This is a genomic window from Fischerella muscicola PCC 7414 (assembly GCF_000317205.1).
Classification (GTDB): Bacteria; Cyanobacteriota; Cyanobacteriia; order Cyanobacteriales; family Nostocaceae; genus Fischerella; species Fischerella muscicola.
In genome coordinates this window covers 1-16,223 of record NZ_AJLK01000180.1, presented here as the reverse complement: position 1 = coordinate 16,223, position 16,223 = coordinate 1, and the positions used below count along the sequence as shown (strand labels likewise).

Genomic DNA, 16,223 nt, shown 5'->3' with positions numbered 1-16,223 from the left:
TAACAACTTAGCCAAATCTATAACCAAAACCGCGTACAGTCACAATATATTCAGGACGGCTAGGATCTTGCTCTAATTTTTCCCGTAACCAACGGATGTGAACATCAACTGTTTTACTGTCTCCGACAAAATCTGGTCCCCAAACCTGATCTAGTAACTGTTCCCGTGACCATACTCTGCGGGCGTAACTCATAAACAGTTCTAACAAGCGGAATTCCTTTGGTGAGAGACTTACCTCCTGACCACGAACTAAGACGCGGCATTCTTGTGGATATAGAGTAATTTCTTTATACTGGAGTGCTGGTAGTTGTGGTAAAGTGCTCAAGCGTTGGCGACGCAGCAAAGCACGACACCGAGCTACTAATTCCCTCATACTAAAAGGTTTTGTTAAATAGTCATCAGCTCCCACTTCCAAACCTAAAACACGGTCAGTTTCACTGCCTTTCGCACTGAGCATGAGAATAGGTACTGGGTTGCCTTGATAGCGCAGTAAGCGGCAGACATCTAAACCATTAATGTGAGGTAGCATCAAATCTAGGATGACTAAATCAAAAGTAGGTTCCCCTGAGTTGGCTTCAAAACTTTTTAACTGTTCTACGGCTGAGCGACCATCTGCCGCTGTTACTACTCCATATCCCTCCTCCTCCAAAGCCAGAACTATCATTTCTCGGATTAGTTCTTCATCTTCAACAACTAAAATACGACTTCTTTGACCGATGTCTGTCGTTGGAGAATACTTAGTTGATTCACTAGTATGCATTGATGCTCACAAAATTCTGCAATTGTAGCTGTATCAATATATTCATCAGACAACCGTGCTTCTACGCTTGTTTGATTTGGAAACTATGATTTTTGGTAGTTAATATAACAATATGCCATTTATTATAAACCATCTAAGCAAAAAAATATAGGATTCTTTCATAGAAGGTTATTGGTAATTAACGGTTGATAGTAATTTTTTTGATCAATACCTAAACAAACTATTTCACAAATAATTGCTGATTTTTGTGAATTTTGGCTTTAATTGATAGAATTTGCGCTCGCTATTTTTTCATCAAAGTTTTCAATCTTAGCATTAAGCCTAACCCTTCCCCTACAAGGCTACGTGTACACACAAGTCGAAAAGTATAACTGACCTTGGCTTGAATTTGGTAGGAGAGGCTGTCATCGGTGTGGATATTCCTCCCGCTTTATTGCCGTTGCCTTATGGACCCAATGTCCTAACGCACCGAAAATCACTCCTTGGTGCGTTGCGCTGCGACAACACACCCTACAAAACCACATACTCCCTTCCCCTTTCCCCTCATATAGTTGGTTTAGCGTATTTCGCCACCAAACTGCCTAGTAGTGGCAAATCTATCGGTTTAGAAATATATTCATTGACTCCTGCTGCTAGGCAAATTTCGCGATCGCCTTTCATCGCCATTGCAGTTTGCACAATTATAGGGATGCTTTGATACTGCTGATGTTCTTGCAATTGTTGTATGATTGCTAAACCATTCTCATTTAGTAATTTAATATCCAATAAAATTACTGCTGGCTTTTGCCTGTTTAATATTTTCCACATTTGCTCACCATTATTTGCCCAATTGATCTGATAGCCTAATCTTTCCAGATAAATTTGCATCAGTTGGGCATTATGTGAATCGTCTTCTACCAACAAAATATTTGGGGAATGGTTATTTATGGAGACTGGTTGAAGGGAACTAGGTATATCCTCACTCTTCGCATCTTCCCCTACTCCCCCCACTTCTCCCACTCCCCTTACTCCCCCACTTTCATTCTCCTGCTTGAGGGGTAGTACAATCGTAAAACGGGAACCACAACCTAGTTCTGATTCTACTTCTATGCTACCACCGTGGAGTTCAGCGAGTTTTCGAGTCACTACCAATCCTAAACCCGTGCCTTCGTTTCGACTAACTACACTGTTGGAAATTTGAAAATAAGGTTGAAAAAGTTCTGCTTGGTGTTTTTGAGAGATGCCAGTACCAGTATCCCAAACAGTGAAATATATCCAAGAATTTTTGGGTTTAACTTGTAAACCAACAGTGCCATTAGTGGTGAATTTCAAGGCGTTAAATAACAAGTTCAGCAGCATTTGCTTGAGCCGCAAGGAATCAGCTAATAAGGTATTAACGCTAGGATCTAATTCGAGTGAGAGTTTTAAACCTTTATTAGCGGCTTTTTCTTTCACTAAAATTAAAACATTGCGACACAATGTTTGCAAATCAACTTTTTCCCATTGCATTTCCAATTGATTGGCTTCAATTTTAGACAGATCCAAAATATCGTTAATCAAAGCCAACAAGTGTTTACTACTAGATTGAATAATGCTTAAGTACTCTTGATGACGTTCTTTAGAGGGATCGTAGCCTTGGGCTAAAAGCAGGTGGGTAAAACCAGTAATTGAACTGAGAGGAGTGCGGATTTCGTGACTGGTGTTTGCTAAAAATTGATTTTTAAGTTGATGAGTACGTTCTAGTTCCTGATTGATCGTTTTTAAATGTTGGCAGTGTTGCTGCAAAGATTGTATTTTCCGGAATTGGGTTATAGTTGTAACGCATTGCTGGGCAGCGCATGTCAGCAGTTGGGATGTGATTTGCACACAAGTGTCTTTGAATGAATTGCCATCAGACTCTACAGGTGTTCTGATAATTATTAACCAGCCAATGACACCATCGATATCAGTAGCTAACTGCCAAGCACTAGGCGGTTTCTGCTGTTCAAGCAACTGCAAATCATCAATGTCTATTTCTTCTGCTAATCTCAAACGAAGTTTTTTTTCTTTTTCACCATCCCTTTTAGCACTAGTGATGGTAAATTTTGGGGTGGAGAAGTAGGAACAAAACAAACTTTGCCAACAGTTTGTTGTGGTTCTACAAGTGCGATCGCCACCTTACTATTATTCAAAACGCTGTTTAGCTCATTGACCACAGTTTGAAAAATCTCTGCTTCACCCGCCCCTGTTTGTTGATTGCTAGTGAGATTCACAAGGCAATCATTCAAGCGATTTTGCAACCGATTTAAGCTGCGTTCCAGCCACAACTCAGCCCGCAGTTGTTGGATAGTTGTCAAAACTGTTGGTGTTGCATCTACTTGTGAGTTTTGTTCTGGTAAGCTTGAATACTGCTGCATGGTCAACTAGACCGCTCAAGAAGTTTAGCTTTGCACAAAAGTGCAAATAGGATGCTATGTATATTAACGCACTCCTCTTTTTATATTTATAAACTAAAACTGGAAATGTCGAGTTTAAAAGCAATACAAAAGATTTTTGGATGAAATTTTTATATGAATGCACAACTAGTTCAATTAGTAGTCAATGGTATTTCGGTAGGGAGTATTATCGCTTTGGGCGCAGTCGGACTTACTCTCACTTATGGGATTTTACGGTTGTCAAATTTTGCTCACGGTGACTTTCTCACTCTCGGTGCTTATTTAACACTGCTTGTCAATTCCACTGGCATAAATATTTGGCTATCAATGATATTAGCAGCAGTAGGGACTGTTGCTGTCATGCTGCTGTCAGAAAAATTACTGTGGTCAAGAATGCGTTCGATTCGGGCTACTTCCACTACCTTCATTATTATTTCTATTGGACTTGCTCTATTCCTTCGCAATGGCATTATCTTCTTCTGGGGTGGTAGTAACCAAAAATACAATGTCCCTATTGCTCCGGCCTTGGACTTTTGGGGAATCAAGATACCTCAAGTCAAGCTGTTGGTGGTTGTTTTAGCAATATTAGTCATTTTGGTTCTGCATTACCTCTTACAAAATACCAAAATCGGTAAAGCAATGCGAGCCGTTGCTGATGATATTGACTTAGCACGAGTCTCTGGTATCAATGTTGACCAAATTGTATTGTGGACTTGGGTGATAGCAGGTAGCTTAACTTCTTTGGGCGGAAGTATGTTAGGGCTGAGTGAAGCTGTACGCCCAAACATGGGTTGGTTTTTAATACTACCTTTGTTTGCTTCAGTAATTTTAGGTGGAATTGGTAATCCTTACGGTGCGATCGCCGCAGCTTTTATTATTGGCATTGTTCAAGAAGTCAGCACACCTCTGCTTGGTTCTCAGTATAAACAAGGGATAGCTCTGTTAATTATGATTTTAGTGCTACTAATTCGCCCCAAGGGTTTATTTAAAGGCACGATCTGAATCTGGGGAACGGAGATTGGGGAGACAAGGGAGACAAGGAGGACAAGGAAGCATTTTTTCTCCCTTGTTTCCCCTTCAACCTTTTTCTTCTCCCCAATCCCTGATTTAGATCAGAAGTTAACCCGCTTCACTATTCAATAATGTGGAAGTAATAGGCTGCCACAAGGAAGTTAATAGCTAACAAGAGCAAAGCCCAACCTGTACGAAATGTGTAGGGGGGTTTAGCTGTTGTTGATTTAGCTACAGGTAAATCTGCTGTAGTATCTGCTTTTGCCATAAAATGATCTCCTAACTTAAGGACTTCTTCAGAAATACCAAACAGATGTCCCATTTCGCCACTTTCGTTAAAAATATTTTCGTGATTTTGGGTAGCAAGTGGGAGGGAGGTGGGGAGATGGGGAGATCGAGAAGTGGAGGGAGTGTGAGGAGTGGGGAAGTATGAGGAGTGGGGGAAAAGTGTGAGAAATATAAAAAGTCTTTTCTCCTCACACCCCTCACACCCCTCATACTCCTCATACTCTCCCTACCCTTCCTCTCCAGCATGATAAGAACTGCGAACTAGAGGACCGGAACGGACATGGCTGAACCCCATTTCTTTGGCGATCGCACCCAATTCGTCAAATTCTGCTGGTGTCCAGTATTTTTGCACTGGTAAATGTTCTAATGAAGGACGCATATACTGGCCAATTGTCAAGCGATCGCATCCGATTTGACGGAGATCTGCCATAGTTTCGATGACTTCTGCCACAGTTTCTCCGTGTCCTAGCATCAAACCGGATTTAGTGGGGATAGTGGGGTCGATATCTTTAACAATTTGTAAAACTAGAAGTGAGCGATCATACTTCGCACCTCGGCGTACAGGCCCAGTTAACCGCCGTACTGTCTCGATATTATGGTTATAACAAGCTGGCTTGGCGTTAGCGATCGCAGCTATACGTTGCCTTTCTCCATAAAAATCTGGAGTCAACACCTCAATTTGCGTCTCTGGGTTCACCTGGCGAATCACCTCCATTGTCTTCACAAACCAACCAGCACCTTGATCGGATAAATCATCACGCGCTACAGAAGTCAGCACCACATAACGTAATCCCAAAATTTGTACAGCTTCTGCCACCTTTTTCGGTTCTTCTGGATCTAAAGGCATCGGTGCATGTCCTTTATCTACTTGACAAAAAGCACAAGACCTTGTGCAAGTCGGCCCCATGAGTAAAAAAGTCGCAGTTTTTTGGGCGTAACACTCTCCTCGATTCGGACAACGTCCTTCTTCACAAATCGTGTGAATCTGGCGCTGCTTGATAATACGTTGTACCGTCGAGAGTTCACTAGCTTTGCCAATAGGGCGACGCAACCACGTTGGCATCGCAGAAATTTCAGACTTGTTGTTTCTTTCAGCCTTCATCCTTCATCCTTCATCCTTCTTTATCACCATGACACAAATTACAGTCAACCAAAGTCGAAGTTAATTAAAACACTTTCATATGTCAAAGCTTCTCCTGGAAAATACTATCCCCCAATCAAGAGAAATATTGAGTATAGTGGGAGAATTCAAGAGCCGTAAGGCAGTAAAAACCGTATCAAAACCTAAAGTTTCTGTTAGAGCAAGCAGTCGTGGCAAGTAACAAAGTTCTAGTTATCGATGACACTACAGTTGTCCGGGTAAAAGTACGAGAAATGTTGCCTCCGGGCAACTTTGATGTATTGGAAGCAAAAGACGGCGTAGAAGGACTGAATCTCATCCGTCAGGAAAAATTCAGCCTGATAATGTTGGATTTCCTGTTGCCAAAAATGAGCGGTTGGGAAGTTTTTCAGCAGATTCAATCGCAACCTGATCTCAGGAAAATTCCTCTAGTAATCATGTCTGGTAGGAAGGAAGAGGTTACAGAGAAAATCTCAGAACCTTTTGAAAATTTTGAATTTCTCGGTAAGCCTTTTGATCAAAAGCAACTCATTGGCGCAATTAAGTCAGCCATGACAAAAGCCAAACAGCTACGCCAAGAACCTGTACCAGTTGCAATATCTACTACTGAGAACAGTTCCATACCAAATCCTGATGTCGGCATGACTTCCCCAGGTAACGAGATTCAGGCATTGAATGAAAAAATACTCAAAATGCAGGCGGAAATAGATGCTTTGAAGAAACAATTAGCTCAGGTTGTAACCTTTATCAAACAGAAAATTAAGTAGTATTAATTAAACTTTTATGCTCACAATTAGAGCCACTAGCCTGCTGAAGCAGGCTTTTTTATTTGAATAAATATTATTTTGATCACTTCATATAGTCGATGTATGAGTTTACTTACAGCGCTTCTGTTTTGGATGAAGTACAGCTTCATCTGTGTGCATCTGTGTTCGTTTTTTCTGCTATATATATTGCAAAAAATACACACAATTTGATGAAAGTAGATGATATCAGCAATAGATGGGTGGGAATACTAAATTTATGGACACCATAATTAGACCTGGCTAGAAGCATGTTAGTAGCATCAGATAGAATTGTTCCCTTTCCTGGCTATTGCATTACTGAGCAAATCTACTTAGGTAGTAGAACTGTTGTTTATCGGGGTATAAGAGATCAAGACCAACAACCCGTGGTTATCAAGCTGATGCGGAATGAATACCCCAGCCTCAATGAATTAGCTCAATTTCGCAATCAGTATACAATTACCAAAAAACTTGATTTTCCAGGTATAGTTAAAACTTATAGTTTAGAAAATTATCACAATGGCTATGCCATAGTCATGGAAGACTTTGGTGGTATTTCACTTCAACAATGGCTAGGCAAAAAAAGTGTAGAAATTCCTAGAGTTGGAGAAATAAATAAATTTGAATTATCTATCACTGATTTTCTTGATATTAGCATTCAAATTACTTCCATCCTTGACCAACTGCATCGTCAACGTGTCATTCATAAAGACATCAAACCCGCTAATATTTTGATCAAACCCACCACAAAAGAGATCAAAATTATTGACTTCAGTATTGCCTCCCTTTTACCAAGAGAGATTCAATGTTTCACTAATCCCAATGTTTTAGAAGGTACGTTATCCTACATTTCTCCAGAACAAACTGGGCGAATGAATCGGGGAATTGACTACCGCACCGACTTTTATTCCCTTGGCGTCACTTTCTTTGAACTTCTTACAGGACATTTACCCTTCACCGCCATTGACTCAATGGAGTTGGTTTACTCTCACATTGCCAAGGAAGCACCAAAAGCTAGCCAAGTTAATTCTGGGATTCCACCAATTTTGTCTGACATCATCAGCAAGCTAATGGCAAAAAATGCTGAAGATCGCTATCAGAGTGCCTTAGGTTTAAAGCACGACTTAGAGATATGCAAACAACAGTTACAAGAGACTGGCAAGATCGATGCATTTGAGTTAGCAACTCGGGATATCTCAGACCGTTTTCTTATTCCCGAAAAACTCTATGGTCGTCAACGGGAAGTAGAAACTTTACTCGCTGCTTTTGAACGCCTTGCTAACCCCCTGATGAATGAATTAAGGAGAACCGAGATGATATTGGTCGTTGGTGATCCTGGTGTTGGTAAAACTGCTGTAGTCAACGAAGTTCATAAACCCATTGCCCGCCAGCACAGCTACTTCATTAGAGGAAAATTTGACCAATTTCAACGTGATATTCCTTTTGCTGGGTGGGTAGAAGCTTTCCGCGATTTAATCAGGCAACTATTATTAGAATCTAATGCTGAAATTCAACTATGGAAAGCCAAAATATTGGCAGCTTTAGGCGATCAAGCTCAAGTCATTATTAATGTCATTCCTCAACTAGAACAAATAACCGGTAAGCAACCTCCAGTTGATGAACTGTCTAGCAATGCTGCTGAAAATCGTTTTAATTTATTATTTCAAAGATTTATCCAGGTTTTTACCAGCAAAGAGCATCCCTTGGTTATATTTTTGGATGACTTGCAATGGGCAGATGCCGCTTCTTTAAAATTTATCCAATTACTAACAACTTCAAGTCAGTCTCCTCTATTGTATTCAACTAAATCGGAGAATACACAAGAGTATGAGGCGGAAGAAATAGGTACTAATGAGGGAAGCCTATTACTAATTGGTGCATATCGAGATAATGAAGTCTCTAGAACACATCCACTTTATTTAACATTCAATGAAATTGAAAAAATTAGAGGTGTTATTAATAACATAACACTAAAATCATTAAGTCAAAGTGATTTAAATCGCTTGATTGCTGACACTCTTCATTGTCCAGAAGCAATCGCTATTCCTTTGACCCAAATGGTATTTGCCAAGACTAAAGGTAATCCATTTTTTACCAATCAGTTCCTTAAGTCTTTACATGCAGAGCAACTAATTAAATTTCATTTTGATGTTGGTTATTGGCAATATAATCTGTCGGAGATTATGACGTTGTCGCTTACAGACGACGTTGTGAAATTTATGGCTATGCAACTAGAAAATTTGCCAAAGCATACCCAAGAAGTCCTGAAATTAGCAGCTTGTATTGGCAACCAATTTGACCTCAAAACCCTATCAATTGTGTATGAAAAAAATGCAATAGATACTGCTTCAGATTTGTGGACTGCTTTACACGAAGGATTAATAATACCTGAAACTGATGACTACAAGTTATTTATTGAAGAAAATAATCAGTCGTTGTTCATAGGTAATGAGAAGCAATCAACTCAATTATCAATTACCAATAATCAATTACCAAAATATAAATTTGTCCATGACCGAGTCCAGCAAGCTGCTTATTCACTAATTCCTGAAGACAAGAAAAAATCAATTCATCTCAAAATTGGCAAGCTGTTATTAAAAAAAATCCCAATTCAAGATTGGGAGGAAAACATTTTTTCTCTGGTCAATCAGTTCAATATAGCAGTAGATTTAATCACCAATCCGGTAGAAAGTGATGAACTAGCTAATATGAATTTAATTGCCGGACGTAGAGCTTTAGCATCAACAGCTTATGCAACAGCAATTAAATATTTAACTACTGGTATCGAATTATTAAAAGAGGATAGCTGGCACAGACAATACGATCTGACTTTATCTTTACATGAAACAGCAGCAGAAGCGGCATACCTGGCTGGTGATTTTGAACAAATGGAGCAATTTGTCCAGATCGTTTTAGCACAAGCTAAAACACTGCTGGAAAAAGTGAAAGTTTATGAATTAACTATTAAAACTTATGGAGCACAGAACCAAGCACTAAAAGCAGTCAAAACTGCGCTCACAGTTCTCAAGCAGCTGGGAGTAGAATTTCCTGAGAATCCTACCCAGTCTGATTTACAGCTAGCAATGGCAGAAATAACCTCAAATTTAAATGAGAGATGCATTGAGGACTTAATCGACCTGCCAGAAATGACAGAAGCCCAACCATTAGCAGTTATGCGTATTCTATTAACTGCAAGTAGCTATGCCTATCTATCTGCTCCTGAATTGTATCCACTGATTTGTTTTCAACAAATCCATTTATCTCTGAAATATGGCAATACTTCATTTTCTGCTTATGTATATGTTAATTACGGCTTATTCCTCTGTGGGGGAGTTGGAGATATTGAATCTGGCTATCAATTTGGTAAATTAGGTACAAATGTGTTGACTAAGTTCAATGGCAAAGAAGTCAAAGCCAAAAGCATAGCGTCATTTCATATAATTCTCAGACATTGGAAAGAACACGCTAGGACAATATTAAAACCTATACTGGAAGCTTACTTCGTTGGATTAGAAACTGGAGATTTAGAATATGGTGCTTATTCTTTAAATGCTTATTGCTACTGTTCATATTTCATAGGCAAAGAATTGACAGAGCTAAAACAGGAGATAGCAAACTACAGCAAGGAAATAGCTCAAATTAATCAAAAAACAGTATTTTACTGGAATGAAATTTATCGGCAGAGTGTTTTGAATTTATTAGAGAGTAGGGAAAACCCCTGTTGTTTAAGCGGTGAATCATATGATGAGGAAAATATGTTACCGATTCACCTGCAAAATAATGATGTCATGGGACTTCTCTTTTTATTTTTCAATAAAGTGTATCTTTGTTATCTATTTCAGGAATTTCATCAAGGTATTGAAAATGCCAACCTAGCAGAAAATTATTTACAGGGCGGCATAGGACAGTTAGTTTTTCCTCTTTTCCATTTTTATGATTCATTGGTACGATTGGCTGTGTATTCAGAAGTACGCAATTCTGAGCAACAGCAGATTCTTGATAGAATACAAGCTAATCAGAACAAGATGCAAAAATGGGCACATCATGCTCCAATGAATTATCTGCACAAATATTATTTAGTAGAGGCAGAGCAGCATCGGGTTTTGGGTAAATATCTTGAAGCAATTGACTCTTATGATCGCGCTATTGCTCTAGCCAGAGAAAATGAATACATAAATGAAGAAGCTCTTGCTAACGAACTTGCCGCTAAGTTCTATCTAGAATGGGGCAAACACAAAATAGCCCAAACTTACCTCACTGATGCATATTATTGTTATTTGCGCTGGGGAGCAAAAGCCAAAGTTGACAATTTGGCAAAACGCTATCCTCAATTACTTGCTCCTATTCTCCAGCAAGGGAAACTAAGTCCATATACCAGTGAAAAAAGTACTCTTTCTCATCACACCACTTTATCTACCCAAAGCAGTCACCAAACTTTAATTAGCTCTCGCACAAGTATTTCTGACTCTTTAGATTTGACTGCTGTGATTAGAGCTTCACAAGCACTGTCTGGAGAAATTGAACTAGAGCAGTTATTATCTACTTTAATGAAAGTAGTCATGGAAAATGCAGGAGCTTCTAAATGTGCTTTAATGCTGAATCCAGGTGATGACTTGGACTTAAACGTTACTGCTATGAGTTCCAATTCCACTTTGGCATCTACTTACACTGAATTCCCTGCAATTAGCCTTTCTTGTAGCTATGACTTGCCAATTAATTTGATTAATTATGTCAAACGTACAAAGGAAATCTTTGTTGTTGATGATGCCAAATTAGAAGATTTTCTAGCAAATGATCGCTACATTATTCGTGAGCGGCCCAAGAGTCTGTTATGTATTCCGCTTATTAATCAGGGAAAACTCCTTGGTATATTGTATCTAGAAAATAATCTGACAACAGGAGCGTTTACACGCGATCGCCTAGAACTTCTGCAAGTAATTACGACCCAAGCGGCAATCTCTCTCGAGAATGCTATCCTCTACAAGGATTTGGCACAAGCAAAAGAACGCTTGGAGGAATATAGCCATACTTTAGAAGAGAAAGTTGAACGCAGAACCCAGGAACTTAACGAGAATAATCAGCGCTTAAAACAAGCAATAGTGGATTTGCAAAACACCCAAACACAACTGATTCAAAGTGAAAAGATGTCTAGTTTAGGGCAAATGGTAGCCGGGATTGCCCATGAAATCAACAATCCCATCAACTTTATTCATGGCAACATTACTCATGCACAAGAGTATGTGCAAGATTTATTAGAGTTGATTGCTATTTATCAGCATGAATTTCCCAATGCTTCTGCTCAAGTTGCTGAAAAGTCTGAAGAAATAGACCTAGATTTCCTAGTGCAGGACTTGCCAAAAGTTTTGGATTCTATGAAGTTAGGAACTTCACGTATCCGCAATATTGTTTTGGGTTTACGCAACTTCTCCCGCTTAGATGAAGCCGATATGAAGCCTGTGGATATTCATGAAGGCATCGACAATACTTTGATGATCTTGCAACACAAGCTGAAAGCAAATAATGATCGTTCTGAGATACAAGTCATCAAAGAATATGGAGAATTGCCAGAGTTGACTTGTTATGCTGGTCAGTTAAATCAGGTGTTTATGAATATTTTGTCTAATGCGATCGATGCATTGGATGAGAAGAATAAAGAAAATCACCAGTCCCCAGTCCCTACTATTCGCATTCTTACTGAGCTAGCAGATAAAAATACTGTAAGGATTCGTATTGCCGATAATGGTCTTGGTATCAATACCGAGGTACAACAAAAAATCTTTGACCCATTTTTTACTACTAAACCAGTTGGAAGTGGGACAGGTTTGGGGTTGTCGATTAGCTATCAAATTGTTGTAGACAAACACAAGGGTAAGTTAATCTGTGATTCTAAGCTAGGACAAGGAACTGAGTTTGTAATTGAGATTCCAATGCAACAGTGAACAAGTATCAGACAGCAGTACAGGTGTAGTTAGATTGAGACTCTTGCTGCTTACGCTCTCCTGTAATTACCATCTTGACTCCATTTGCAGGCCCAAGCGCAAGACCTCGACGCTGAAGTTTTTCAGGCCGCTTATCCACCAGTGCAAGTTCATAGCGTGACAGGATTGTTCCTATTACTAGCTTCATTTCAAACATAGCCAAAGCCTGACCAATACAGCCACGAGCACCACCACCAAATGGTATGAACTCATAGGGAGAAAATTGCCGTTCCAGAAAACGCTCTGGCTTAAACTGTTTGGGTTGCGGATATATATCCTCACGCTGATGAGTTAAATAAATTGAGGGAATTACCACAGTACCAGGCTCTAATCGATGTCCCAGTAATTCCACTGTTTCACGTACCATTCTGGGTGGTGTAAATGGCACAACAGGGGTAATTCGCAAGGTTTCATTACAGACAGCAGTCAAATAGGGAAGTTGGAAAATTCTCATAGGGTCTGGAGAATTTCCAAGGGTATTAAGTTCCTGTTTCAGTTTCTCGTGGACTTCCGGTAAATGATGAATCCAATAAAATGCCCAAGCCATTGACGTTGCTGTCGTTTCATGTCCAGCAAACACTAAAGTCATTAACTCATCACGTAGCTCCCAATTGGTCATCGATTGACCGTTTTCATCACAGCTAGACATCAACAATGAGAGTATATCGATGCGTTCAGGACTTGCTTGATGACGACGTTCAGCAATTTCAGCGTACACTAATTCATCCATTTGTTGTCTTTGGCGCAGAAACTTTCCCCAGGGACTCCAAGCTCCTACATCTTTCTGTAGGAAAGAAAAAAGGAAGAAGCTAGAATTCAAGGGAGATCGAAATATATCTAAAAGCAATGGCATTAAATCTTGGATTTTTTGGCAACGTTCTCCCTCATTCAAGCCAAAAACAACCTTTAAGATGACTTGTAGGGAGATCTTCTGCATTACAGTGTGAGCCAAGAATGGCTGATTTTGTGGCAACTGACTCAAGATTTGTTCAGCTATATTGCAGATTAGCTGACCGTAAGCTCGTATCCGCTCTCCATGAAAAGAGGGCATTAAAAGTTGTCGCCGACGTTTGTGGCTATTACTGTCTAGCGACAATAATGAGTTTTCTCCAAGCAAAGGTTGCATAATCCTGTTTAGTTCACCAGCAGCAACAAACTTCTTTCTATCATTCGTAAAAATTTCTTGTATTGCTTGCGGATGAGCAATGAATACAACAGTGTCTCCAAAACCAACGATTTGAGCAGTAAAAATATCAGAATATTGCTGAGCTGCTCTCTCGAAATATCTCACAGGATCAATAGCCCAATGAAGCTTTTGGAGAAAAGAGGGAATTGGAAGACGATTGGGTAATTGCATATGAATTTTTATCCAGAAATAAATTATACAATTACTCATGTATCAGCATGATATCTAGAGTAATTGTTGCTCAGAAGTAGACTGTTATTCTTTAAGCTTTAACTAGTTTCAGGTCTTCTCCTAGTGTTAGCTTTTCTGTAACTTCATAGCGACCAGAATGGGAATACCAGTGAAAATGACTAGCTACCCAGGCATGAATTCCTAATATATATTTAGCTAATTCATCATCTAACTCTTGTCCAAGACATGGAACAGTTGATTCTAGCTCTATCATCTTTCGTACTTCTTGATCGTGCATTTCTGAAACCTGTGTAATGGCATGTTTCAGAGAAATTTCCTTGTGATTCTTTAGTAACAGTACTAAATTGTGCGGATCACCAATTTTAAGCTCCTTGGGTGTAGAGTAGATATCGTTACACCAGCAAATAATATTGTTTGACATCATTTTTAATTTTTTAAAAAAGACGTTTTCTCGCAATAAATAGGGAATCTCTAAATGATTACAAAATTCTATTAATTCAAATAAAGGCCCCATTCCTCCAGTTAACCTACGTAGAATGATATAGGTTTCAACATCAGGTAAAATGCCCTTAGCACGGTTGCTAGCTTCTTGAACACATCCATCTAGAAATTCACTAAGAGTACAAACAAAGAAATTGAACCATTTAGCACTTCCTATTTGAAGTGTCCGTTTTCGTAAGTTATTTAAAGCAAGACTATAGGGAGTATCTTGAATTGTGATTTCTGATCCATTCAAGATTTCAAAAAATCTATTATGTAATTTTGTGATTAACTCGGGTTGATTTTTAAAATGGGGAGTATCATAATAATCATCCAAAAATATCATCCAAGTTAACCAATCATTAGCCACCTTAAGTTCTTCTAATTCACAGTAAGGATATGAACCTGCTATTAGTAAAAAAATTTTTGACTTACAGAAATACTGATAATATGATTCATCAATTAAAAGGTTGTATTTAAGCACCCATTCAAGAGCATGTTTTTCTAAAACGTCGACATACTTGTTAATTTGATATGAAAACGGGCAGTATAATTCAGGTAAGGTAAATTCATTCATAAAAGCTCTGTAAGTCAAGTAAACACCAAATCGACTTGACCCCATAAGTAAATATGCGTATAAAAATTAAAGAAAATACTTGTGGGTACTAACTATTAGTACGATTTACTTTGTGACTAAATATCCATAGCAAACTTACTTGATTTATAAGACAACAAGTTGATACCTTCAGTTATGACTAAACATTCATCCTTAATGTCACAAAGAAAGGGCGACTTTATCTGCAATCAGCCGCGCTATATGTTATCAGAGGTATCTACACACATATCTCTAAATCAAATTAGTTGATTATTTAGTTGCACTATAAATCCACACAGTATAGCTTTTTTGAATACACAATCTAGACAAAGCTGATAGTAGAACTAAGCTTTATCTGGGGTCTACAATTACATTTTGCAGAAATAAACTACGATCAACTAACCAATAATAAGGATGAACTTATTTACATCCAATTCTTGGAAATCCTGGGTTTTAGACATCTATTCAACATACAAGCAATTAAACAAGTATTAAAACCAATTTTTGGGAAATTTGCCCATACTGCTTGTGTTGCTTCACTATATTTTCGTCCTAAAACCTATTGATAAATATAATGTTTAATTTTTTATTAAAAATCTATCCGTAATTACCTAGAATTATTAAACTTGATTTAAACAAAAAAATACAGTGTGCGATTAATAACAAAATATTTTTAATTTAGTTACCTATTATTTACTAAGCTAAGTATATTTAGATATTGAAATTTTTACTACTGCTTCTTAGGTGAATTAATCTATAATAGAAGGAAAATCTATAAAATTAAGTATAAACAGTAACTTATCTCTCAAGGGTTTTTTATGGAGTTGTAAAAAAATTTATAACATTTTATAGATAGATATTTAATTTGGTTAAAAAAGAATACTTCAAGTTACTATTACTATGCACTGTAAATAAAGTAACTATTTATAAGGGGGTCAAAGCCAACAAACCCAGTAATTTTGACTTCTGTGCAGTGATACTAGTTAATATATTTGTAAATTAGCTAACTTCTATAAAAATATTTACTGAAGTGAGTAAGTGAAAATACCCGCATCTTTCTAAAGTAATAAATATATCAATTAAATTATCATAATTCTATAGATAGATTGACAAAAAGTTATTAAGCTGTTAACAGCTTGATTGTATAAGACTACGATGAAGTAACTAAGCTAGCAATATGGTTCGGTTAAGGGTTATTCGTGGGAATGTTCAGATGTGTAGAGACGCGAAATTTCGCGTCTCTACAAAGATTATCGGTAGGCCAATTCTCTTATCCGAACCGTATTGACTAAGGCTAGTATCAGCCACGTATGTCCGCAAAAAATCATCTTTCTCAAGAGCAGAAGAAAGGAAGAGCGATATTTAGGAAGTCTATAATAAAACAAAAGAGTCCCCCTAGACATATATCTAGAAGGACTTCTTTTTAAATAAAAAC

The 16,223-nt window shown here is 38.2% G+C and carries 8 protein-coding genes and 1 pseudogene; 3 read left to right on the top strand and 6 right to left on the bottom strand.

Annotated elements, in window-relative coordinates; all coding sequences use genetic code 11:
- Positions 1 to 7: 7 nt before the first annotated feature.
- Together UYI_RS0128285 and hrmK are read right to left on the bottom strand one after the other, a co-directional pair.
- Positions 8 to 760, bottom strand: coding sequence for a response regulator transcription factor (locus tag UYI_RS0128285; protein ID WP_016870056.1), 753 nt, complete (start codon positions 758 to 760; stop codon positions 8 to 10).
- Positions 761 to 1,303: 543 nt separating this feature from the next.
- Positions 1,304 to 3,135 (bottom strand): annotated as a pseudogene (gene hrmK / locus UYI_RS0128280) (hybrid histidine kinase/response regulator HrmK).
- Between the two features lie 153 nt (positions 3,136 to 3,288).
- Between hrmK and UYI_RS0128270 the strand changes: the two are divergent.
- A complete protein-coding gene (locus tag UYI_RS0128270; RefSeq protein WP_016870055.1) occupies positions 3,289 to 4,155 on the top strand; it encodes a branched-chain amino acid ABC transporter permease in 867 nt (288 codons plus the stop codon).
- A gap of 130 nt (positions 4,156 to 4,285) precedes the next feature.
- On the opposite strand, the gene psaX is transcribed toward UYI_RS0128270, so the two are convergent.
- Complete coding sequence (gene psaX, locus UYI_RS0128265; protein ID WP_026086226.1) at positions 4,286 to 4,432, bottom strand: photosystem I protein PsaX; 147 nt, start codon at positions 4,430 to 4,432, stop codon at positions 4,286 to 4,288.
- A gap of 246 nt (positions 4,433 to 4,678) precedes the next feature.
- Positions 4,679 to 5,554 carry a lipoyl synthase gene (gene lipA / locus UYI_RS0128260; RefSeq protein WP_016870053.1) on the bottom strand — a complete coding sequence of 292 codons (876 nt, stop codon included), beginning with the start codon at positions 5,552 to 5,554 and terminating at the stop codon, positions 4,679 to 4,681.
- Between the two features lie 209 nt (positions 5,555 to 5,763).
- On the opposite strand from lipA, the gene UYI_RS0128255 reads away from it, so the two are divergent.
- Positions 5,764 to 6,339: a response regulator gene (locus UYI_RS0128255; RefSeq protein WP_016870052.1), complete on the top strand. Its 576-nt coding sequence runs from the start codon at positions 5,764 to 5,766 to the stop codon at positions 6,337 to 6,339.
- Between the two features lie 287 nt (positions 6,340 to 6,626).
- Positions 6,627 to 12,296, top strand: coding sequence for an ATP-binding sensor histidine kinase (locus tag UYI_RS0128250; protein ID WP_016870051.1), 5,670 nt, complete (start codon positions 6,627 to 6,629; stop codon positions 12,294 to 12,296).
- A 7-nt stretch (positions 12,297 to 12,303) separates the two neighbouring features.
- On the opposite strand, the gene UYI_RS0128245 is transcribed toward UYI_RS0128250, so the two are convergent.
- Positions 12,304 to 13,692, bottom strand: coding sequence for a cytochrome P450 (locus tag UYI_RS0128245; protein WP_016870050.1), 1,389 nt, complete (start codon positions 13,690 to 13,692; stop codon positions 12,304 to 12,306).
- 91 nt (positions 13,693 to 13,783) lie between these two features.
- Positions 13,784 to 14,770, bottom strand: coding sequence for a terpene synthase family protein (locus UYI_RS0128240; protein WP_016870049.1), 987 nt, complete (start codon positions 14,768 to 14,770; stop codon positions 13,784 to 13,786).
- Positions 14,771 to 16,223 lie beyond the last annotated feature (1,453 nt).